A 22349-nucleotide genomic window follows, 5' to 3' on the forward strand; every position below is an offset into this window, starting at 1 on the left:
AGTGCCGCGTTCACCATCTTCAAACCGATCAATTCTCCGGTTTACTTCGTGCATCCGGCGGTTCTCGATGCTCTCGAAACAGACGCTCTCGATGGGACCACTCATTCTCAATTGAGCCGGCTCTGGTATTCGAGACTCGGGACGGGAACAATAGATCAAGATCCCAGACGAGCACCAAGCGGAGCTGTAACGCCTCAGCGTTGTGATCCGCGGAGGATCAGCGGCTCGATGGCAAGTGTCCGTTTCGCTATGGTGAGGATGCGAAGGACATACGAGACAAACAGCATGAATGGAACGAGCGTCACCGCAAACGCACCGCCCACGACGAGGATGATGTGATCGAAACCGAGTGTGCTTCCCGGGAACGTCCCCACATCGACGATTGCGACCATGATACCCGCAACGGCCACTGCCGGGACTGCAGCATAGAGAATCATCTGAGACAAGTTGATGAGTGCCCACTGGAAGTACAGCGTCTTGATGTGTTCGCGCGCCGGACCAAAAAGAGACAGCGCTGTTTTGAGGTCGTCAAGCAAACCGTGTTCTTCCTCACCGAGGCTCTCTTCGTATTCGTTCGCGAGTCGTTCAACTTGGAAAATTTTCCAGCTATAATTGAAATTCAGTGCGGCGAATACCACCTCGAACGAGCCGAACTGCGCACCCTCAAGTTGGTCACGTACCGTGTCAGCGTTCCCAGTGACGCTTTCAGCAAACTCCTCGACCTCTTCTCGGAGGTTCTCGTCATCATTCTTGCCAATAGACTCTCGAAGAGCCGTAGTCCGTTGTGCCGCGATTCCGATAATCTGCCGAAGGAATTCGGATGGATCGGCCGGACTCGGAGCCCCGATTAACTCTTCAGTGAAGTCCCGGAAATCCATCGAACTGGCCATACGCTCGCGTTGATCGCCGAGCGGGCCGTTCTCCTGAGTGAGGACGAGCTGACCGATCGTGACGACGAGTGTCGTCCCAGTCACGATAACCGTGATCATCGTCGAGAACATCGTGTCGATCATATCGCCGGACTCGATTTGCCGTGAAAACGGTGGATGGAGGACAGCAACGGCGATCACGAATGCGACGAACACGGCACTGGTCAGGACACTGGAGACGAGGAGGCGGTTCGCGTGAAGCAGCACCCACAGTTTTATCCGACTCTCTCCCGCGCGCTCACGCATCGTGTTGGCCGTACTGATGTCGGTCTCGTCAGTCATTCTGGGTCACTCGATTGGGCAGGTCGCTTGAAAACGAGGTACTTGGTGCCGCCCCCCTCATAGTCGATCGTTTCCACAAACTCCCAGCCCTCTGCACCGAGTTGGTTCAACTCCGCTTTCGGATCCTCTGCTTCTTTTTGGGTCTCATCGCGCGGCGGTCGAAGCGTCTCGTACTCCCAGTGGGCCGCTTCTGGTTCGGACATCACTACTAATAGGTACTGCAACCCTCTATATCCCGCCCACCATCGGCATGGGGAGAGAGAACATTTCTGATCGGAAATCTGAAGTAAGCAGACGACTACCGGTGAGAACGAACTTTTTTAGACAGGATTACGCGGGAGCAACCGGCCGCTGGCAACATCGAAGCCCTCGGAAGACTCCGGCTTCGACTCGGTGACCTCCTCTTTCGGGCGCACCGCGGGGACGGTAGGCCCGTAGTCGTGGACCTCTCTGACTACGCAGTGGGCCGCCACGGTCACATATTCGCGAACGTCGTCAGGTCCGGCGTGATGCCGTACTTCCTTGGGCACACCCCTGCCCGCCGACGCGAAAGCAAGCGATCACCTCGTCGAAGATCAGCAGGGTCCCGTGGTCATCGCACGGTGCTCGAAGGCTACCGCGGCAGCGCTAATGTACTTGGTTCGGAGCCACGTGCCGGATTCCCCGCGAGCGCAACGTACTGACGACTCAGATTTATGGTCGCGGTCGACGAACGTTGAGGTATGGCGGTCGACATTGACATTCCGGACCCGCCGGATCTCACGAACCGTCGGGTTCCCTCGGATCTCGACGCGGAATCTCTCGACAGTCCGAGCGACCTCCGCCGGGAGGAACTGGAGGGATTACTTCGCGACGGTGCGTGGGACGAGGCGTTCGCCGAGTGGTTCGAGTACACTGACCTCGCCGCGGCGGACGTCGCGACGCTCGACGAGCACGGCGTCTTCGAACAACTCGATTTCTACTGGGACCCGGTCGAGGACCACCTCCGTTTCGTGGTGCCTAGGGTACCGGAGTCGTTGGCGGGAACCGACCTCGAAGACGTCCTGCGGACTGAACTGAGCGACCTCGGGCAGACGGTGATCGAACTGCTCTTGGACGCCTACGTCGAATGGGACGAAACGGGTTCCCCGGCGGACTCGTGGCAGAACGACCCCGTTGACGGCGAGTCCCCATTCGAGCAGTAACTGACGAGTCGGCGTCGACGCCACCAAATTACTGGCAACGCAACACGATGTTGATTCACGTCGATATCCCGCTGTAACGGAATCGGTGGAACGGGTTGGCGGCGGAGAGGATCGATCAGTGCCGGGGTACCGGCCACTCCGGTCGATATGTCACCTCCCGCGGGTGAGGTTTTATCATCCTGTGCTTCGATCTCACACGTGATGGGAACGACAATCGAACTTAGTGATGAGCTCGCAGATCGCATCGAAGGACACCTCGAAGACGACGAGACGATTCCGGAATTCATCGAGGAATTAGTGTCCATCTACGAGCAGGAAGGTCGATTTCTGCAGGAGGGTCCGTAGCGCTCGTCGGCCGTGTCAATGCCACCGCACACGAGAAACTCCCGGCTTACTATCTCCTCTGCATTCGATATTCGGATATGAGTCAGTCGTCGACAGAGGTGTCTCGTCGCGGATTCATCCGCGCGGGAGCGATTGCGACTGCCGCGAGTCTCGGAGCCGGCGCGGCAACGGCACAGGAGGGGGCACGCCACACCATCGAGATGACCGACGATTTGGTGTTCGACCCTGAGGAGGTTACCCTCGCGCCGGGAGACACCGTCATCTGGGAGAACGTGGGCCAAGTCGGTCACTCGGTGACGGCCTACGAGGACGAGATCCCCGAGGACGCCGCGTACTTCGCCTCCGGCGGGTTCGACCAAGAGTCGGCGGCTCGCAGCGCGTACCAAGCTGGCGATCCCGATAGCGGTGACATCCTCGAAGGCGATACGTACGAGCACACCTTCGAGGTCGAAGGCACGTACGAGTACTTCTGTATCCCTCACGAGACAGCGGGAATGGTCGGGGCTCTCGAGGTCACGCCGGGCGGCGACTCCGACGACGGTGGCGGCGCTGCGGTCCCGACCGTCCCCGACGTGGCGAAGACCATCCTCATCGCGACGACCGGTGCATTGGTCGCCGTCGTCTCGCTGGCGTACTTCTTCTTGAAGTACGGCGGCGACTACGAACCGATCGATGAGGAAGGATAGCGTAGGTAGCACAGACTCGGGCGTACGGCGTTTCGCAGCGAGCACGACGCACAGCGTAATGTATCGGTTCTCTCTCAGAGATGGCGAGTCACTCTCGGAACATCGGTCGACAGTGTTAGTGTCGCCTGCCCCGTACGTTTCGATCCGGCCCCTCGATGACACTGACTCGGATGTGCACGCCGAGGGTCGCACAGCGTGTTAGTGAAACCAGCCGGAGGGAACTACGATGCCAGACACCAAAGACGGCCGGGACAAGAAAGGCAACGACGAGGAGGAACGCCAACGCCAGCGAGCGCTCGAAGAGGAGCTCGAATACGCGGAATCAGCCGCCGAGCGCCGCGAAAAACGGGATGAAGAGCTCACAGAGGAGGAACTCGCAAGCGACGAGTGAGAAGCGGACGCGGCTCACTCGTATCGAACGCTACTCCGGAGGAACGAACGCTCGAGCGGGTCGAACCGGCGATCGTCTCTCGCTACTGGGCGACTGTCTCAGATTTTTCATCCTCTGATCTCACTCTTCGGTCCGGAGGTACGTCTTCGCTCGCTCGTCGCTCACCTGCTCGAACGACTCGTAGAACTGCCCGACTGCGCCGAAGTGACTCGGAACCTCCACGCAGACGATTTCGTCTACTTCCGATCGGAGCCGTTCGATCGCCCCGCGCGGTGCGACCGGGACAGCGAGGATTACCCGTTCGGCCCCCGCCTCGGCCACTTGACGAATGCACGCGGTCGTTGTCGCACCCGTGGCGACCCCGTCGTCGACGATGAGCACGCGCTTGCCGTCGAGTTCGAGCGGCGCGCGGTCGTCACGGTACCGCTTCAGCTTCGCACCTGCGGCTTGGCGCTCCCGCTCGATCTGCTCGTCGAGGTACTCCTCGTCGACGCCGAGATCGTCGATCAGCGGATCGTTCAACCAGAGCGTTCCGTCGCTTGCGACGGCACCGATCGCGAGCTCGGGATTGTGGGGCGCACTGATCTTTCGCGCGACGACGATGTCGAGGGGGACGCCGAGGCGGTCGGCGACGACTCGTCCGACGGGGAGGCCGCCGCGCGGCACCGCGAGGACGATGTCGCCCGTGATACCGTCGTCCACGATCGCGTCGGCGAGTCGCGATCCGGCGTTCGTGCGGTCTTTGAACATTTCTCGATCGATTTCGCTCGATCCGTCACTCCACGTCGATATCGACGGTTCGGGCTTCTTCAACGTCGATCTTCGGAAGCGTCACGGTCAGGACGCCGTTTTTCATCCGTGCGGTGACTTCGTCTTTTTCCACCTCGTCGGGCAGGCGGATCGATCGGTGCATCGACTTCTCACGTCGCTCCTGTCGGAGGTAATTTTCCTCCGCTGTTTCAGTTTCCATATCGCGGTTCGCTTCGATTCGGAGGGCGTGATCCGTCACGTTGAGGACGACGTCCTCGCGCTCGAACCCGGGTAGATCGACGGTCACGACGAACTCGTCGTCGTGTTCGACGATGTCGACTGCCATCGACTCGAACTCCGTCGACCACCGTCCGAACGGGCCGTCCGATTCCCAGAACCGACCCGAATCTTCGAACTGTCTGCTCATCCGATCGAACAATTTTTCCAACTCTTCGAATGGGTTACTTCGTGCGCTCATAGTTGGGGACTCTCCCGATAATACTACGGCGACCAACCGCAAATATTCTCGGGTCACTACGATCCGTTCTTGGGATACTGTGACCCGTTGTCGGGACCTCCGCGATCAGTACGGTGGCGATTCACTTTCGATAACTCCGGCGAGGTTGTCGAGTTCGTTGGCAAGCAACACCACGAGGTCGTCAAGCGTCACGATTCCGGTGCGTCCATCGCTCTCGTCGGTACCGGCATTCGACGTACCGCGTGTTCGTGCATCTGTCTGATCGTCTCGAACATCTCGGCATCGTCCTCCGTCGACGGTTCGTCAGATGAACTGCTAATTTCATGTGCTAGACACTGCGGTTCCGACCCCTCCTTCCTCGATGCTGCCGCGATAGTATTCCTACTATCCATATGGAGCGATTACCGTTCAGATACGGCTCTCTTACTGGTAACAAAAGTACGTTTGTTATGGAAATAAGCGAGGGCTTCCATTCACTTCGATCGCACACGCTCTTGTTACTGGTACATCGTCGGTCCCCGAGGTTCTTCGAGTTCCGACTGTTGCGCCGCGGCGATCTGTTGGTAGTGGCGTGCGACCTCTTCCATCTGGGTCCGAATCTGATCGGCCTGCGCTTCCAGTTCCGTCGTGTCGATGTCGAACTCCACCAGCGGTTCGAGCGCGTTCTCGATTACCGAACGAGCGGCGGCGGGGTCAGGAAGGTACGGGTTCGACTTCACGATTAGAACTGCGGCCGGAACGCCGGCCTGATTGCACTCGGAGACGAGCGCGCCGGTTATCCCTCCGAGTAGTCCGAGGCCCGGCGCGGGTTCGATGTCGGCGTCTCGGAGCTGAGACTCGACGGCGTCTGTGGTGGCGATGCCCACGACATCGCCGATTTGCGCTTCCGTTTCCGCGGGCGCGCCGGCGAGAAAGACCGCCCGTTCGAACTCCTGTGCGAGGTCGTCGAGGATGCACCGACTCAACGCTCTGAACGACTGGCCGGGGAGTGCTACGTCACTCCGTAGGGTCATTACGTCCGGACCCTCGCCCGCATACACTCTAACGAGGTCTCGGACGCGGCCGTCTTTGAACGAGGTGATCGGCGGGAAATCCGCGGAGATGACGTTTCCGTGGTGTTCGAGATCGAGCTGTCTGGTGATGACGTCCGCGGCGATTGCTGCCACTAATCCGTGGCCGGGAAGGCCCTCGATCAACGTCGGTTTCGATGCGTTGAGCTGTGTGATTCTCTCGAATCTGACCGAACTGTTTTCCTTCGACATCGTATCAACGAAATCGGATTACTTCGTATTCAGTGTATCCGTCGTCTGAGCGATACTGTTTAGTTGAAGTGAAAGTGGAGGGTCGATACGGAGAAGACTGCGGAAGCCCCCGCTGTCTCGGTTTCTAGGGCTCGCTGTCACCGAGGGCCGAAGTTTTCCGAGATGATGAGAGCGCGGCCTCTTCCAATCCCACCCAGCAGCGGTTCTTCGGCCGGCTATCGCGTAACTAAACGCGACCGCCGTATCCGGAACCACAAGCTAGTGCTGTCGGTTTCGCATCGGAGAGTGGTTCCTACTGGTCGGGGGCGTATCGGAATCCACCGACGTCGCTATATGCCGAATAGCTCCCGAGCGTTTGTCTCGAATATCTTTTGCTTCTGTTCATCACTCAGACCTTCGACATTATCGACTGCAGCCGGGGCGTCGAAGTCTTGGTGCGGGCGATCCGAACAGTATATCACTTGATCTTCGAGGTCGGCGCGTTCGATGAGGTCGACGACGTCGACCATTTTGGTCGCCTCCTCGGGAAGCGGTTGGGTGCCGTAGTAGAACTCAGAGAGATACTCGCTCGGGAGTTGTGAAAGCTCGGCGAACTCGCTGGACCGTTCGAGGTACTCACGGTCTAGCCGCTCGCCCAGCGCGGGAATCCACGAGAGGCCGCCCTCCCAGAACCCGAAGTCGACGTCGTACTTTTCGGCGATCCCGCGTAGGATCAGGCTGTTCGCGTGCCACATCTTCGGGATCGTGTGCCCGAGCGTGTGGAACTCCGCGAAATTCTTCGGCTGCATTCCGGCGATCGGGAACCCGGCGACGATGCCCGTCGTCGAGTGCAGAATGATCGGCAGGTCGTGTTTCTCTGCGGCCTCGTAGATCGGTTCGTAGCTTTCGTGCCCCATCGGGAACGTGGGGCCGACGTCGGTGATCATCGCGCCGACGATGCCGTCTTCGTCGCCGTAGCGTTCGATTTCCTCGGCGCTTTCTTCGGGGTGGTTGCCGAATATGTAGAGCTTCGCGTAGTAGGTGCCGTCCCCGCGGGCGAACCGGTCGACGGTGAGGTCGTTGAACGCGCGCATATACATTACCTGCTTGTCCTGTGCGGGAATCGTCGTCATCCGGAACTGCCCGGGCGAAAAGACGACGGTATCGATTCCGAGCTGCTCACGAATGGAATCTACGTCCTCAGCTTGGGTGATATCCGGCGAGTGAATGTTGATTTCAGTCCGACCACCGGCGCTGCGGTCCCAGCCGTCCCACTGAATCGGACCCCAGTCTTTCGGACCGGCGAGATAGCCCTGTTTCTCGTTTTCGCGCATTTCATCGTCCGCGATGTACTCGCGGATGTCCGCTCCGGACTCGGCACTGTGCCATTCGCCATCAATCACCGTGTGACCCATACCCCTTCCCAAGGGGGTTCACAACTTAATATCCTCGGTTTCGAGTATTTCCACCGGGCATTCCAAGTTCTACTGCTTTCAGCCACCGCGTCGTGACACAGTGTCGCCCGCAGAACTCACACGCGGACGTGAATCTGATCGCCTTCGACGACCACGTCGTACGTTCCGACTGCGTCGTCTCCTTGGACGTGTTCTCCCGTTTCGACGTCGAACTGCCACCCGTGCCAAGGGCAGTACACGCAGTCGTCCTCGATGCGGCCCTGTCCGAGTGGACCGCCTTGGTGGGGGCAAACGTTGCTCAGGGCGAAGTACTCGTCATCGACGTGAAACAGCGCGATCTGTTCTCCCTCGACTTCGACTACCGTAGAGGTCCCGGGTTCTAGTTCGGCTACGGTCGCAACCTGATGGAGTGCGGTGTCGTCTGCGGTCTCCGTCATACACCCCCGTTGGAATCCATATATATTAGATTTTCTTTTGTGCTAATCGACGCCTCGAACGCTTCGTCACTCGATGGGTCCATATTTTCCGATTCTATCGGATAGTACTTCCACTGAAACAGATCTCTTCTTTTATCTGTCATCCTCTGACAGCAGCTATAGTGCCCGTATATCCCTTTGAAACTTTGATTCTCTCGGCTACTCTCTGGTTTTGCGCTGGGTTTGTTTACGATACTATCGGAACAATTTCGCTACGTCAGTGACAACAAGATATTACAAAAATAGAGATGTAAAGACGATAACGGTACCTGTGTCTCTCGGTATTCTCGTCCCGGTCCTATCCTGCTCGTGTTTGGTATCGAACGAACACACTGAATGATACGCTGCCCCCCAATGATACTGCCACGAAGTCACGTACTCACGCATTCGGCATTGTCGGATTATTCTTGGCAATCGCAGCCGCCGCGGTCGAGCAGCGCTGTGATCGAATAGCTGGCACCACAGTCCTCACAGAGTATCTGCACGTCGACGAGGACGTTGAAATCGCCGAGCGTGAGTCGGTCGGTCGCACGGAGTTGTTCGAGGTTGTTCTCGATGACGGCGACGAGACGACTCTGCAGGCGTTGGACCGTCGTACGGACCTTTTCGACCCGGTTTCCGGACGACCGCTCCTTCGAGGCCTCTCTGAACTCGGTGAGGTACGTGTAGACCGCTTGGTGAGACACGAACTCGGTTCGGGCCGTCTCGGGGTCGATCCCGTTACGTTCGAGGGTCGCTTCCGCGTCGATGCGCATACCCGCAGTCACGTCATCTTCGGTGAGTAGGCGATACAGATTCGCGACCTCACCATCGATCGGGTTCTCACCCGCTTGTTCCAACTTCGCGGCGAGTAACCGCCGGTTGAACCAGTCAGCGAGCGATCTGAGGCTTTGGCTCTCGTAGCCCTCGCCGATCCATCGGTCTTCGAGTTCTTGGCCGATGTTCTCCATCCCGTAGGTGTCGATGAGGCGGCCGACTTTCGAGCGAGTGGGGTCGGGCGTTTCACTCATACGTGGGCGTTGCTCCGAGCCTATGTAAATGTGCGAGTGATCTGCCGTGGGTACTGTATCGTTAGGCGTGAAATCGGCAACGTAGTTCGGAAAAAACCGTGAAATCCCCACTCAACGGCGGTTGTGTGGTACAATCGCGTAGCTATACGTGATCCTGTCGTGTGCCCCGTCGCCGTTTCAATACCTCCCAAAAACATAAAATAAAATTTGTATCTCTATAATTGATAATAAACGCGACGAGGGAATCAGCGTATTCGCTCTGTGATCTCCCTTCGACTTTTCTAACGGTACGCCGGTTGATCCCAATGTGCCGCTCTTCGCTTCACTTGTTAACGTACAAATCACGGTTTTCCCGTCCGAGGACGACTCTTTGGCTCGCGTTCGGGACCGTTCCCACACACGACGGGTAGGGTTTACTTTGGGGCGTCGAACCGGGCAGCAAATGCTTGGAGTCAATTTTCGGCAGTTTGCGGTCAACTAATCACGACCTAGATCACATCTAGGACGGGTTTGTACTGGTCTCACAGAGATGCCGGAGTTCGGAGACGGACTGTGCCTCGAAATCCCGATGGCTACGGTTAGCACTGCAGCAGTGTGATCTTTCGAAGTCGGTATGTACATTTCGACCCCGATCTGTTCCGATAAATAGTCAGAACCACATACGTTCGACTCGAATTTCCCCGTATATTGTTTATATAGTGGCTAACAACCCCTGCCCGGTTACCCGCTCTGTCCGTAGTCGCTGAACCGGTCGAACAGGTGCTCTAGTTCCGCGTCGGGCAGATGGACGGGTTCGCCGATGTTGCTTCCTTGGTAGTGGACGCGTGCACAGTATTCGACCATCAGTGCGACCTCGAAGGCGGCTTCGGCGTCCTCGCCGACGGTGATGACGCCGTGGTTCCCCAAGAGGCAGGCGTTGTGGTCGTCGCCCAGCGCTTCGACGGCCGCAGCCCCGAGTTCCTCGCTGCCCGGTTTGGCATACGGCGTGACCGGAACTTCCTTGCCGGCGAAGGCGATGAGGTAGTGCGTGGCCGGAATCGGCTCGTGGAGGCTCGCGAACGTGCTCGCGTACGGCGAGTGGGTGTGAACGACCGCGCCGACGTCGTCACGCTCGCGCATAATCTGCAAGTGCATCGGCTTCTCGGAGGACGCCCCCAGTTCGCCAGCGATCTGCTCGCCGTCGATATGAACGAGGGGGACGTCCTCGGAATCGATCTCTTGGTAGGGGATTCCGGAGGGGTTGATCGCGACGCGGTCGCCGTTTCGCGTGCTGATGTTGCCGCCGGTTCCCTCGGTGAGTCCTTGGGCCAACATCTCCCGGCCCAAGTCTGCGACGGCCTCCCGTTCGGTCTGGAGGTCGGTCGCCGGCTCCGCAATCGCCGTCTCGGTGTCGCCGCTCTGGCCGTACCCCTCGAAGATCTCGATGAGGTCGGCGACTTCCTCGTCCGCGAGGTACTCCGGATCGCCGGCGTTCAGCGCCTGGTAATGAACGCGAGAAACGTACTCGACCATCAGCGCGACCTCGTATGCGGCCTCGGCGTCCTCGCCGGTGGCGATGACGCCGTGGCTCTGCAGCAAACAGGCATTGTACTCGTCGCCGAGCGTATCCAGCGCCGCCTCCGCCAACTCGGCGGTTCCGTAGGTCTCGTACGGCGCGACAGGAATCTCGTCGCCGACGAAAGCGATGAGATAGTGCGACGGCAACACCGGTTCGTCGAGGCTCGCAAACGTGCTCGCGTACGGCGAGTGGGTGTGGACGACCGCGCCCACGTCGTCGCGCTCGCGGATGATCCCGGCGTGCATCCGGGACTCGCTCGATGGATCGGTATCGCCGGCGACCTGCTCGCCGTCGATGCCGATCACCGGGACATCCTCGGGGTCGATCTCGTCGTACGGGATCCCGGAGGGACTGATCGCGATCTGATCACCCTCCCGGACGCTGATATTGCCGCCAGTGCCTTTGGTGAGCCCCTGCTGGAGCATCCTGCGCCCGAGTTCGCTGACTGTTCGCCGTTTGTCGTCGAGTTGTGTGTTGTGTGCCATTCGTGGAATCTCGCGTTTATGCGTATCTCTTCGTCTACTGTTGTCCGACCGGAACGGATTCGTCGGCTCCCCTGTGGAACGATTCCTCACTCACGCCCTGTGATTTGAGCGTGTCGCCGGTTTCATCAAACAGGTGGACCACGCTCTCGTCAAACGCGACCGCCACCTGCGTTCCGACCTCAGGCGCGTACGCCGAATCGACGCGGGCGTCCCACATTTCGCCGGCCCCGTTCACGTCGAGCGTGAGGAAGTTGTCGCTGCCCATCGGTTCGACCACCTTGATCGTCGCGTCGAACAGTTCCGCCTGTTCCCACCCTTCGGGGTCCCGAACGACCTGCAGGTCCTCGGGGCGCACGCCGATCCGAATTCGGTCGCCGGGGGCGGCGTCGATCTGTTCGTCGATCCGTTTCGCCAACGGATATTCGGTCTGTTCGTCAGTGCTGACTAGCGTCGCGGTTCCGGCGTCGCTCTCGTAGGTCGCCGAGAGAAAGTTCATCGACGGCGACCCGATGAACCCGGCGACGAATTCGTTGGCCGGGTGATTGTACACCTCGTCCGGCGGGGCCGCCTGCTGGAGCCTCCCGTCGTTCATCACGGCGACGATGTCGCCCATCGTCATCGCTTCCGCCTGATCGTGTGTGACGTAGATCGAGGTGATTCCGAGTTCGTTTTGGAGCTGTGAGATCTCGGTCCGCATCTTGGTCCGGAGCTTCGCGTCTAGATTCGATAGCGGCTCGTCGAACAGGAACACCTGCGGTTGGCGCACGATGGCGCGGCCTAACGCGACCCGCTGGCGCTGTCCGCCGGACATCTGGTCCGGCTTCTCCGAGAGCTGGTCGCCGATGCCCATCATCTCTGCGGTCTCGCGAACCCGTTCGTTGATCTCCTGTTTCGAGAAATCACTGGAGTACTTCAGCCCAAACGCCATATTCTCTTGGACGGTCTTGTGCGGGTACAACGCGTAGTTCTGGAACACCATCGCGATGTCGCGCTCCCGGGGCTCCAGTCCATTGACGACGGTGTCGCCGATGGAGATGGTCCCCTCGGTGATCGTCTCAAGACCTGCGACCATCCGCAGCGTCGTCGACTTCCCGCAGCCGGAGGGGCCGACGAGGACGAGGAAGTCGCCGTTGTCGATCGAGAGGTTCAGGTCCTCGACCGCGACGATATGCTCGTTGTTATCATTGTACACTTTCTTCACGTCATCGAACGTGACCCCCGCCATCAGTCACCATCCCCACTGGCCTCGGCCGTGAGCACCTCGTCATTTGCGATGTACTTCGGCGTGCCCTCGTTCAGAAGTGCTTCGATATCGTCCGTCACCATCTTCGAGTGGCGGTCGATGACTTCCTCGGCAGCTCCGGCGAGGTGCGGCGTCGTGACGACATTCGAGAGTTCGAGCAACGGGTGGTCGTCGGGGAGCGGCTCCTCGTCGTACACGTCGAGCGCCGCACCGCGGAGCGTGCCCGCTTCCAGTTCAGCGAGGAGAGCATCTTGATCGATGATCGCCCCCCGCGCGGTGTTGATGAAGTACGTCGAATCGGCCATCAGATCGAACTCCTCGGCACCGATCAGCCCGCGGGTCGAGTCGGTAACCGGCGTGTGAACGGTGACCACGTCGGCCCCGCGGCAGAGATCGTCGATACCGACCTTCTCGACGCCCCACTCGGCCATCTGTTCGGCGTCGACGTAGGGATCGAACCCGAGAAGGTCCATATCGAACCCGGCCGCGCGCTGGGCTACTCGCTTGCCGATTGCGCCTAGGCCGACTATGCCGAGGGTCTTGTTCGCGAGTTCGGGGCCTTTGAGTTCGACGTACGGCGATCCCTTGGCGATGCCCCAAGTCACGTCTTCGCGTTCGCCACCGGACGCGGAGTCCGACTGTGGTTCGCCGGTGTAACTTCCCGTGTGAAGCAGGTGGTGGGAGTGTGCAATGTGCCGGGCGGCCGCCAAGATGAGCCCGAGCGTGAAATCTGCGACGCTGACCGCGTTGCGTCCCGGCGCGTACAGCACCGGGATCCCGCGTTCGGTCGCCGCGTTGATGTTCACGTTCGCGTCCGGACCGCCGCGGGGACACGCGATGATCCGTAGATCGTCGACCGCGTCGAGGACCTCCTCGGAGACGCCCTCGAAGCCGACGATGAGGATTTCGACGCCGTCGAGTCGGTCGATGAACTCCTCCGGCGGGAATCGGCCATCACGCTCCGCGATCGGGTGGTACTCGACGTCGAGTCCGATGTCGTTTTCGAGCCGGTACAAGCTGTCGTCGTTCATATTCGAGGTTATCAGCGTCTTCATAGATTTAGTGTCGTATCGTAGCGTAGCGTTCATTGTTTGACTGCTCCCATTGTGAGTCCCTCGACCAAGTGGTTCCGCAGAGCGAGGCTAATCAGAACGACAGGTAGGACGGTGACTGTGCCGGCGGCACCGAGCATCCCCCAGTTGATGGAGAGGTACCCCATCGACGACTGGATGACGAGCGGTGCCGTCCGCGTGCCGCCGCCGGTCAGCACCAGCGCCAAGAGGAAGTTGTTCCAAGAGAAAATGAACGAGATGAACGCCGCGGCGGCGATGCCGGGCATCACCAGCGGCACGACGATCTCGCGGAACGCTTGGATGCGGTTACATCCGTCAACCATCGCCGACTCCTCGAGCGATTGCGGCAACTCGTCGATGAACCCCTTCACGATCCAGATGATCATCGGGAGCGTGATGAGGAAGTGGACGATCATCAGTCCGACCAAGCTTCGATTGAGCCCGACGTCGCTGAAGAAGATGAAAAGCGGCACCATAATCGAGAGCGGCGGGATCATCCGGGTCGAGAGAATCCAGAAGCCGATGTGGTGACCGCCGTACACGTCCATCCGCGAGAGACTGTACGCCGCCGGAACGCCGATGACGATGCTGATCGACACCGCCCCGGCCGCGACCACGAAGCTGTTGAACAGGTACCGACCGAAGTTCTGCTCGGTGAAGAGCGTCACGTAATTCTCGATAACCGGCGTGAAGAACAGGAACCGCGGCGGCCAGTTCATAATGACCTCCTGCGGCTGGATGCTTACTGTCACCATCCAGTAGATGGGAAACAGCATCCAGAGGGCGACAATAATGCCCGCGCCGTACTTGATCGCGGTCGCGAGTGCCGCCCAGGGGTTCTCGGTCGCGAACGTCACTGTCGAGCCGATGTCCGGAAGGTTTCTCATACTCATTGCATACCCAGCCCCCTGATGATGCCCATCGTGATTGCGATCGTCACGACGAGCAGGATGATTCCGAGCGCGGCCGCTTGGCCGCCTTGGAGGTTGACGAACGCGACCCGGTAGAGGTAGATGTTCAGGATCTCCGTCGCGGTCCCGGGACCGCCGTTCGTCACCAGCCAGATGATGTCAAAGCTACGGAAGCTTCGCATCAGCCGGAAGACCACTGCGATTCCGATCATATATTTGATCTGCGGCAGCGTGATGTGTCGGAACACCGCGAGCCGGGGTGCCCCGTCGACGCGAGCCGCTTCGTACATCGTCTCGGGGATGGACAACAGCCCCGCGTACACGATCATCACGATGAGCGGCGTCCACTGCCAGATGTCTATCATAATGACCGTTGCCATCGCGACCGTCGGCGACGACGTCCAAGAGGGCGGCGACATCCCTAGGAAGTTAATGAGCATCCAGTTCACGACACCGATCTGACCGTTGAGCAGCAGCCGCCACATCAGTCCGGTCGCGATCGGCGTCATCACCATCGGGAGGATGAAGATCGTCCTGAATATCGGCCGCCAGTTGCTGGAGAGCGACCGCAAGTACAGCGCCAACGCGATGCCGAGGATCAGCTCGAGCGTTACCGAGACGCCGGTGAATACGACGGTCGCTCTGGCGGATCCGAGGAAACGATCGGACTCCACGAGCGCCTCGTAGTTGGCGAGCCCGACCCACGTCCGCGTGTCAGCCGCGAGCGGCCACTCGTGGAAACTCATCCAGATGCCCTGAATGAACGGATAGATCGCGAGGAAGGCCAAGATTGCGACCGAGGGGAGCAGAAACAGCCATTTGAGCGTCCGGTCGGAGATGTCGATCCGGTTCAGCAGTGGCTCTCGAGCGCCGGCTCTCCCCAACCGCGAACGCACGTATTTTGTTCCGAGCATAGTTGTGAGTGGAACCTAGTCGGATGCGTCCCCTCGAAGGGGGTTACAGGTACTCCTCCGGGATTTCCTTCGCGTACTCCGTAATCGGCGGAGCCGCGTCGTTGAGCGCCTCGGAGGCACTCTTGCTGTCGGTCACGGCACTGTTCATCGCGATCGCCCCCTCGGTCATCATATCCATATTCTGCGGCGTGTGGAGCGGAACCGGCGGCGGATCCGAGGGCACCATCTCCATACCCTGTCTGTGTGCCTCGTTCCAAGATTCCTTTGGACCCAGCTCTTGGTACTCGTCCTGCTCGAACAGCCAGTTGGAGCGAGCAGGACCGTAGACGGCCTGTCCCTCCCACTGCTGGGTGTTCGTGAGCAGCATCATCGGTCGCGAGAGCGCCCACTGCATAAAGAGCCACGCAGCACCGGGGTTTCCGGTGTACTCGCTGATTCCGAGCCCCCACTCCCAGGTACTCGCGAGTTGCGTCCCGTCGGGACCGGGAAGCGGCGGGAGCCACTCCGTCCGGTCGATCTGTTCCTGCGTCCAAGGACCGATCGCCGACGGGGTGTGCAGCGCCATTCCGACATCCCCGTTGCCCATCGCTTGGTTCGAGCGGTACCAATCGAAGTTTCCGATGTCGGCCGGGCCGTAATCGCCCATCATTTCCGCGAAGATCTCCAGCGACGCGATCCCCCGATCCGAGTTCAGTGCCGCCTCACGAGCGTCGTAATCGAGCCACTCGGCGTCGTACGATTTGAACACTGTCGCCCAGTTTGCCGACGACAGCGTCGTCGAACTCGCCCGCGATGCGATCCCCGCGCGGTCGATCTCGTCGGATTCGTGGATTGCCTGTGCGAGGTCACGGAGCTCCGGATAGCTGGACGGCGGCTCCATACCGACCGCCTCCACGGACGGTACGTCGTACGCCACTGCACCGTATGCCTCGACGCCGAACGGTAGCGATACCAAGTCGTCGTCGCCATACGTGAACGCGTTCAGCGCCGACTCCGGCCAATCTCCCGTCGCGAGCCAGTCCTGATCGGTCAGGCTCGAATCATTGATGTACTGGTTGAGGTCCTTGACCCAGCCCGCATTGTGGTAGCGGGCGCTAGGCCACAGCCCGAGGAAGAAGCCGTCGAAGACACCACTCTCGTTGTTGAGGTCGAGTGTGAGCTTCTGCCAGAGCTGGTCCTCCGGGAAGGTGTTATACGTGACTGAGATCCCCGTCAATTCCTCGAAGTACGGAAGCAGCGGTTCGGTGACTGAGGTGAACGGATGTACGTTCATCCCGAAGATCAGCGACGTGCCCTCGAACTGCTGCCAGTCTATCCCCGACTGCCGCGCGTATTCATTGATTCGCTGCCCCCACTCCTCGACAGCTTCCGACTGCGACGGGAGGCCGCTATCGCCGCCACCGCTGCCGGAGTCACCGCCGCCTTCGCTACTGTCCGTATCTGTCGACGTTGACCCGCCGCCTCTGCCGCCACAGCCGGCAAGCCCGGCCGCGGCGGAGACGCCGAGTGCCTGAAGCATTCTACGACGCGAGACTCGCTTGCGATTGTTGTCTACCATGTTTTCGACTCCTAAACAGGAATCTTGTCCCCGCTGATCGACTTCGCAGTCGTAGCGGTGCCTGTTCCTGCCTCGTCACCACCCGATGTAAGCAACCATAATAAATATTGCCCCAAAATAGGGATCGAATTTCGGATCGGGACCAGTCGGCCGGTAGCGACCGTGTGAGAGCGAACTTACACTGCATTTCGATTGTTCGTCAACTCCGAACAATTATGTGGGTTGGGCACAAGGCACAGACATATGAACGAGAACCCACCAGTCAAGGCGACAGCCACCAGTGCGCGCGTCATCGACGCCTTGCTCGACTTGGAGGGAGCAACAGTCACAGAGCTCACCGATTACCTCTCGCTGTCGAAAAGCTCCGTCCACAACCACCTCCAGACGCTCGTGGACCTCGGATACGTCGAACGGGACGAGTGGGAGTACAATGCGAGTCTCAGATTCCTCGAGGTGGGAACGACCGTCCGACACCGATACCGGATCTACCAAGCGGGGGCCGACGAGGTTCGGGCACTCGCGAGTGCGGGGTTCGCCGCAAACCTTGTCGTGGTACAGGACGAAGCGGCCGTCTGTATCGAGACCGCCACGCACAGTGACAGGGAACGGATCGTCGAGATCGGCGATCGGCTCCCGCTACACTGTTCAGCGGGCGGGAAGGCGATGTTGGCAGCGATGGACCACGAGGAACGCACGGCGGTCCTAGACGACATCCCGTTGGAATACCACACCGAAAGCACGCTGACCGACAGGTCGAAGCTGTTGAGCCACCTCAACGAGGTTCGGAGCCGGGGGCTCGCGCTGAACAGAGAGGAGTGGCGCGACGGCGTCCGAGGCATCGCCTCCGCGGTTTCCGCCCCCGATGACACGTTGCTCGGCGCTGTCTGCGTGACTGGAAGCGACGAACACCTCTCGGGCAAGACGCTCCAGCAGGACGCGTCGGGGCTCGTTCTCAGCTCGGCCAATCGGATTCGACGACGAATACGGCAGGAGTAGCGTCGTCTCGTTGCCTCCCCGACATTGATTATTCACTAATTCGGAATTTTTTGAGAGCCCAGAGTCGGACCAAAATAGACAATATGATTATTAATGATAATATGGCCGGATGGGCTCTTATTCTTCGGAATAAGTGAACAAATTCTCCAGTGCTACGGATCAAAGTGCAGGAGTTGGAATAGTACAGCGCACACGAGAGAAGCCGATGAAGAAATAACGAATGTACGTCCGTTAGTATACGTGTGAATATCCCTCCCAGAAGGGAGAAATATGAAACCGGATCTCACTCGTTTCGACAGAGAACGACGTGTGGCAGATTCACACGGGAGGTAATCGGGAGGAACAGTCGACAGGACAGTCCTGTTTGCGTGTGAGTCACATCAGTAATAATTATTCAGTAATAGTGAATAATTTTGGGTAGTGGACTCGAAGTGTCCGTTTGAGCTACCACTCGGCGACGCTACCGTCGTGGTGATACCAGATCGGGTTCTGCCAGTCGAGTCCGGGTTGGGATCGTTCTCGGACTGCGTCTCCGTCGATTTCGATGCCCAGTCCCGGCGCATTCGGGACCGTCACGTACCCGTTCTCGAAGCCGAAGACGTCCGGATCGTCGAGGTACGCGAGATGCTCGTTTTCGTACGGTGCGTGGATGTCGAGATTCTGCGCCTGCGCGATCGCGTTGTGAATCGACATATCGAGCTGGACGCAGGTCGCAAACGCAATCGGTCCCAACGGGCAGTGGAGTGCGACTTGGATGTCCGCCGCCTCGGCCGCGCTGGCGATCTTTTTCGTCTCCGAGATGCCCCCGGCGTGTGAGGGATCCGGCTGGACGATATCCACGAGCCCCTCGTCGATCGTGCGTTTGAACTCCCACCGGGAGTACATCCGTTCGCCCGACGCCAGCGGCGTCTTACTGTGGGCGGCAACGTCGGGGAGCGCGTCGAAGTGTTCGGGCAGCAACGGTTCCTCGTAGAACATCGCGTCGTACTCGTCCATCTCGGCCGCTGTCCACTTGGCCATCCCTTTCGTGACTCGACCGCGGAAGTCGACTGCGATGTCGATGTCGTCACCAACAGCGTCGCGCACGGCGCCGACACGCTCGCAGGCCTTCGAGACCGTCGCCGGGGAATCGATCCGCCGGAACTGTCCGATCGGTGCCATCTTGAGCGTGTTGTATCCGTTTTCGACTGCCATAATCGCCGCATCCGCCAGCTCGGCGGGGGTGTCGCCGCCGATCCACTGGTAGACCTCGATCCTATCGCGGGTACGTCCGCCGATCAGATCGTAGATAGGCGCGCCGTAGTGTTTGCCTTTGATGTCCCACAGCGCTTGGTCGATACCCGCGATTGAGCTCATCAGGATCGGTCCTCCGCGGAAGTGCCGACCGCGATACATCGCCTGCCAGTGCCGCTCGATATCCAGCGGGTCCTTGCCGATGAGGTAGTTGTCGATGATCTCAGAGACGGCGGTAACCGTGGTCCGGGCGTGCCCTTCTACGATCGGTTCCCCCCAGCCGACCAGTCCGGTGTCGGTTTCGAGCCGGAGGAAGACCCACCGGGGCGGAACCTCGAACAGTTCGTAGTTGCTGACTTCCATACGCCGTCAACGGCCAGAGCCGTCATATACATTTGGTCGTTATCCCGCTCCGAGCCCGAGAAATCCGACCGCATGCCCCCGGCATCGACAGCGTCGTTGCAGTCACGCCTCGTAGGAGAGCCCCGTCTCCTCCCGAAGCCGGTCGACAGTTCGCGCCCGCTGATGCCATACAGATCTCATTTGTTCGTATGTCTTATGGTAGGTGCCGTACCACTCGTCGTAAATCCGGACGTACCGGTCGCGCGGTTTCCACACCTGTTCGTACGTCGTCGTCTCCCGAACGGTCGACGCCAGATCATCAATCTCGCCGGCCCCGACGCCGGCCAAGAGCGCGACGCCCCGAGCGCCAAACTCATCGCCGGTCGGCACGGTAATCTCCGCGTCGATGCAGTCCGCAAACAGCTGGCACCACAGGTCCGATCGCGCGCCGCCGCCACTCATCCTAATCCGATCGGCGTCGGTCTCGATGTGCTCGTAGCAGTCCCGCATCGCGAGTGCGACTCCCTCGTAGACGGCTCGGAGCACATCCGCTCGGCTGTGGTTCGGCGACAGGCCGACGAACTGCCCGCGAGCGTCCGGATCGTTGAATGGACTCCGCTCGCCCGCTGCGCTCAGGTACGGATGATACAGGAGCCCTTTCGCCGTCGCAGGGACATCCTTCGCCGCGCGCTCGGCGTCCGCGAAGTCCCAGTCTGGCGTCAGTTCCGACAGCACCCAATCGAGGTTCGGGGTCCCCGCCATCGACGCCATCGCCCGGCAGTAGAGGCCCTCAGACAGCGCCAGCGTGAACCCGTGGCCCGTCAGTTCCTCGGGAACCGACGAAAGAAACGTCTGGTTGAGCGACGTGGTCCCGACCACCGAGGAGCTGTCCCCGGGCTCGACCACACCGCAGCCGATCGCGCTCGCCGCGACGTCGATCAACCCGGAAACGACGGGAGTTCCAACCGGGAGTCCCGTCCGGTCAGCCGCAACGTCGGTTACGGTTCCGATAACTTCGCTGCCGGGTGCCAGCGGGGGGAGCATCTCGGCTAATCCGGGAACGTCGACGAGGTCCGGGACCGTAGAGGAGTATTCCAACTGGTCGATGTCGAGGAACGGCAGCGACGCGTCGCTGTAGTCCATCACGCGTTCGCCCGTACATCGGTATTTGATCCAGTCTTTGCAGAACAACACCGTGTCGGCGTCGGTGATCGCCTCCGGTTCGTTGTCCGCGAGCCACTGGAGGATGGGCAGCGCGGCCCCCGCAAACAGGTCGCTGCCGGTGATCTGTCGGATCCGATCGGCCGTGCCGTCATCCTTCCAGTCGTTGAGATACCCCGCTGCTCGGCCGTCGGACCAGAGGATGGCGTCCCTGACCGGATCACCGTCGTCGTCAAGCAGCCAGCAGCCGTCGCCCTGCGCAGTCACGCCCAGGGCGACCACCTCGGCGTCGGCGAGGGATTCGACAACCTCACGGATCGTCGCGGCGGTCCGATCCCAAGTCGCTGCCATATCCTGTTCGATCCACCCGTCCCGCGGCGCTTCGAGCGGTGTTTTGCGCGTCGCTTGGGTGATCTCCTCCCCGTCGAGGGTAAACGCCGCGGTCTTGATGTTCGTAGTGCCCGCGTCGACACCCACCAGTACTGGCTCCATAGCCCTACAGTGAGCAAGTATTTACTATAAACTTTCCTTACGGACGAGGATCGACCGACGCTCACAGATCAACTAGCGATTGGGTTTCGGTACGAGGTTGTCGCCCGTGAACTGGACAAATTTTAAATACCATCTCGCGGCACAGGGGACCGTGTCGACACGAAAGCCAGTCATCGGCGTGACGATGGGCGATCCCGCCGGAATCGGTCCCGAAGTGACGCTCAAAGCCGTCGCGAGCGACCGCGTCCGGGAGGCCGCGACCGTCGTCGTCCTAGGCGATTACGACCACCTTGAGACGCTCGCAGAACGGTACGGGATCGACGTCGGTCTCCACCGGACCGACGGTAGCAACGAGATAACGGACGACGGCTTCGTCGACGTCATCGATTTCGACAACGTCGACGAGTTCGAGTTCGGCGATCTCCGCGCTGAGAACGGACGGGTGAGTCTCGAATACGTGGACAGAAGCATCGACCTCGCGATCTCCGGTGAGGTCGACGGACTGTGCAACGGGCCGATTCACAAACGGGCGATCGGAATGGCGGGCAGCGAGTACGCCGGGCACACCGATATGATGGTCGATCGAACCAACACGGAGAGCCACACCGCGCTCCTGACCGATGGCGAGATTTACGTGACCCACCTCAGCATTCACGTTCCACTGTCGGAGGCGATCGAGCGCGTCACCACCGAAAACGTCCTCGAATCCATCCGGGTCACTCACGAGAAGCTGCCCGAAGCCGGGATCAAGGACCCCTTGCTCGGCGTCGTCGGTATCAACCCCCACGCGGGCGACGGCGGCGTGATCGGAACACTCGACGACGAGGAGATCGCCCCCGCGGTCGAAGCGGCCCTTGAAGAGGGAATCGACGCGTCGGGACCGCTCCCGCCCGACAGCGCGTTCAACCGGGCACTCGATGACGACTACGACTGTCTGGTCGCGATGTACCACGACCAGGGGCACATTCCGCTCTTCGTCAATAGCCACGTCGACGGCGGCGGCGTCGGCGCGACGGTCCTCATCCTCGGACTCCCGTTCGTTAGGGCCACGACGCTTCACGGGACCGCCTACGACATCGCCGGTCGGGGAATCGCGGAGCCCGAAAGTATGATCACCGGAATCACGCTCGCCGCGGATGCGATCCGACAACGGTCCTGAGAGCCTCCTCCAGCGGCGCAACTGTTATAACACAGTC

The 22349-nt window shown here is 60.2% G+C and carries 22 protein-coding genes and 2 pseudogenes; 7 read left to right on the forward strand and 17 right to left on the reverse strand.

Annotation, left to right across the window (positions count from 1 at the left end; all coding sequences use genetic code 11):
- Positions 1–194 precede the first annotated feature (194 nt).
- The 3 genes and pseudogenes from U5919_RS07865 to U5919_RS15915 form a co-directional block, all read right to left on the reverse strand.
- Positions 195–1211 carry a DUF7972 family membrane protein gene (locus U5919_RS07865; protein WP_336023328.1) on the reverse strand — a complete coding sequence of 339 codons (1017 nt, stop codon included), beginning with the start codon at positions 1209–1211 and terminating at the stop codon, positions 195–197.
- The gene (gene sp36, locus U5919_RS07870) at positions 1208–1414 is read right to left on the reverse strand and encodes a Sp36 family protein (protein WP_336023330.1); all 207 of its coding nucleotides are present in this window, start codon (positions 1412–1414) and stop codon (positions 1208–1210) included. The genes U5919_RS07865 and sp36 overlap by 4 nt, the downstream gene beginning before the upstream one ends.
- Before the next feature lie 275 nt (positions 1415–1689).
- Positions 1690–1826, reverse strand: a pseudogene (locus U5919_RS15915) (aminotransferase class III-fold pyridoxal phosphate-dependent enzyme); the annotation flags it as partial.
- Between the two features lie 107 nt (positions 1827–1933).
- Here U5919_RS15915 and U5919_RS07875 point away from each other — a divergent pair.
- The 4 genes from U5919_RS07875 (at position 1934) to U5919_RS07890 (ending at position 3817) form a co-directional block, all read left to right on the forward strand.
- Positions 1934–2395, forward strand: a complete 462-nt coding sequence (locus U5919_RS07875; protein WP_336023333.1) for a DUF7992 family protein — start codon at positions 1934–1936, stop codon at positions 2393–2395.
- A gap of 201 nt (positions 2396–2596) precedes the next feature.
- On the forward strand, positions 2597–2740 hold the full coding sequence (locus U5919_RS07880) for a DUF7557 family protein (RefSeq protein ID WP_336023336.1): 144 nt from the start codon (positions 2597–2599) through the stop codon (positions 2738–2740).
- Positions 2741–2817: 77 nt separating this feature from the next.
- Positions 2818–3426: a plastocyanin/azurin family copper-binding protein gene (locus U5919_RS07885; RefSeq protein ID WP_336023339.1), complete on the forward strand. Its 609-nt coding sequence runs from the start codon at positions 2818–2820 to the stop codon at positions 3424–3426.
- A 226-nt stretch (positions 3427–3652) separates the two neighbouring features.
- Positions 3653–3817, forward strand: a complete 165-nt coding sequence (locus U5919_RS07890; protein ID WP_336023342.1) for a hypothetical protein — start codon at positions 3653–3655, stop codon at positions 3815–3817.
- Positions 3818–3937: 120 nt separating this feature from the next.
- Here U5919_RS07890 and U5919_RS07895 read toward each other — a convergent pair whose 3' ends face one another.
- The 6 genes from U5919_RS07895 to rdfA form a co-directional block, all read right to left on the reverse strand.
- Positions 3938–4567, reverse strand: coding sequence for a phosphoribosyltransferase (locus U5919_RS07895; protein WP_336023343.1), 630 nt, complete (start codon positions 4565–4567; stop codon positions 3938–3940).
- A gap of 25 nt (positions 4568–4592) precedes the next feature.
- The gene (hsp14, locus tag U5919_RS07900) at positions 4593–5045 is read right to left on the reverse strand and encodes an archaeal heat shock protein Hsp14 (RefSeq protein WP_336023344.1); all 453 of its coding nucleotides are present in this window, start codon (positions 5043–5045) and stop codon (positions 4593–4595) included.
- Positions 5046–5542: 497 nt separating this feature from the next.
- Positions 5543–6307, reverse strand: a complete 765-nt coding sequence (locus tag U5919_RS07905; RefSeq protein WP_336023346.1) for a proteasome assembly chaperone family protein — start codon at positions 6305–6307, stop codon at positions 5543–5545.
- Between the two features lie 329 nt (positions 6308–6636).
- On the reverse strand, positions 6637–7701 hold the full coding sequence (locus tag U5919_RS07910; RefSeq protein WP_336023348.1) for an amidohydrolase family protein: 1065 nt from the start codon (positions 7699–7701) through the stop codon (positions 6637–6639).
- Between the two features lie 116 nt (positions 7702–7817).
- Positions 7818–8138: a Rieske (2Fe-2S) protein gene (locus U5919_RS07915; protein ID WP_336023350.1), complete on the reverse strand. Its 321-nt coding sequence runs from the start codon at positions 8136–8138 to the stop codon at positions 7818–7820.
- A 440-nt stretch (positions 8139–8578) separates the two neighbouring features.
- Positions 8579–9187 (reverse strand): rod-determining factor RdfA, encoded by a 609-nt coding sequence (gene rdfA, locus U5919_RS07920; RefSeq protein ID WP_336023353.1) that lies wholly within the window; start codon positions 9185–9187, stop codon positions 8579–8581.
- A gap of 496 nt (positions 9188–9683) precedes the next feature.
- Here rdfA and U5919_RS16000 point away from each other — a divergent pair.
- Positions 9684–9770 (forward strand): annotated as a pseudogene (locus U5919_RS16000) (DUF8140 domain-containing protein); the annotation flags it as partial.
- Positions 9771–9907: 137 nt separating this feature from the next.
- Here the strand turns inward: U5919_RS16000 and U5919_RS07925 are convergent.
- From U5919_RS07925 to U5919_RS07950, 6 genes are read right to left on the reverse strand one after another with little or no spacing between them, the layout of a single operon-like run.
- Positions 9908–11230, reverse strand: coding sequence for a class II aldolase/adducin family protein (locus tag U5919_RS07925; RefSeq protein ID WP_336023357.1), 1323 nt, complete (start codon positions 11228–11230; stop codon positions 9908–9910).
- 34 nt (positions 11231–11264) lie between these two features.
- Positions 11265–12455 carry an ABC transporter ATP-binding protein gene (locus U5919_RS07930; RefSeq protein WP_336023359.1) on the reverse strand — a complete coding sequence of 397 codons (1191 nt, stop codon included), beginning with the start codon at positions 12453–12455 and terminating at the stop codon, positions 11265–11267.
- Positions 12455–13561, reverse strand: a complete 1107-nt coding sequence (locus tag U5919_RS07935) for a 2-hydroxyacid dehydrogenase (protein WP_336023361.1) — start codon at positions 13559–13561, stop codon at positions 12455–12457. The genes U5919_RS07930 and U5919_RS07935 overlap by 1 nt, the downstream gene beginning before the upstream one ends.
- On the reverse strand, positions 13558–14439 hold the full coding sequence (locus U5919_RS07940) for a carbohydrate ABC transporter permease (protein WP_336023362.1): 882 nt from the start codon (positions 14437–14439) through the stop codon (positions 13558–13560). The genes U5919_RS07935 and U5919_RS07940 overlap by 4 nt, the downstream gene beginning before the upstream one ends.
- Positions 14436–15371, reverse strand: a complete 936-nt coding sequence (locus tag U5919_RS07945; protein ID WP_336023363.1) for a carbohydrate ABC transporter permease — start codon at positions 15369–15371, stop codon at positions 14436–14438. The genes U5919_RS07940 and U5919_RS07945 overlap by 4 nt, the downstream gene beginning before the upstream one ends.
- Positions 15372–15414: 43 nt before the next feature.
- The gene (locus U5919_RS07950) at positions 15415–16890 is read right to left on the reverse strand and encodes an ABC transporter substrate-binding protein (protein ID WP_336023364.1); all 1476 of its coding nucleotides are present in this window, start codon (positions 16888–16890) and stop codon (positions 15415–15417) included.
- 282 nt (positions 16891–17172) lie between these two features.
- On the opposite strand from U5919_RS07950, the gene U5919_RS07955 reads away from it, so the two are divergent.
- On the forward strand, positions 17173–17925 hold the full coding sequence (locus tag U5919_RS07955) for an IclR family transcriptional regulator (protein WP_336023365.1): 753 nt from the start codon (positions 17173–17175) through the stop codon (positions 17923–17925).
- 444 nt (positions 17926–18369) lie between these two features.
- On the opposite strand, the gene dgoD is transcribed toward U5919_RS07955, so the two are convergent.
- Positions 18370–19521 (reverse strand): galactonate dehydratase, encoded by a 1152-nt coding sequence (gene dgoD, locus U5919_RS07960; protein WP_336023367.1) that lies wholly within the window; start codon positions 19519–19521, stop codon positions 18370–18372.
- Between the two features lie 102 nt (positions 19522–19623).
- Positions 19624–21153, reverse strand: coding sequence for an FGGY-family carbohydrate kinase (locus U5919_RS07965; RefSeq protein WP_336023370.1), 1530 nt, complete (start codon positions 21151–21153; stop codon positions 19624–19626).
- Positions 21154–21304: 151 nt separating this feature from the next.
- Here U5919_RS07965 and pdxA point away from each other — a divergent pair, with 151 nt between their 5' ends.
- Positions 21305–22312, forward strand: a complete 1008-nt coding sequence (gene pdxA, locus U5919_RS07970) for a 4-hydroxythreonine-4-phosphate dehydrogenase PdxA (RefSeq protein WP_336023371.1) — start codon at positions 21305–21307, stop codon at positions 22310–22312.
- Positions 22313–22349: the final 37 nt, after the last annotated feature.

Origin of the sequence: Halobellus sp. LT62 (assembly GCF_037031285.1) — an archaeon.
In the GTDB taxonomy this organism is placed as follows: domain Archaea; phylum Halobacteriota; class Halobacteria; order Halobacteriales; family Haloferacaceae; genus Haloquadratum; species Haloquadratum salinisoli.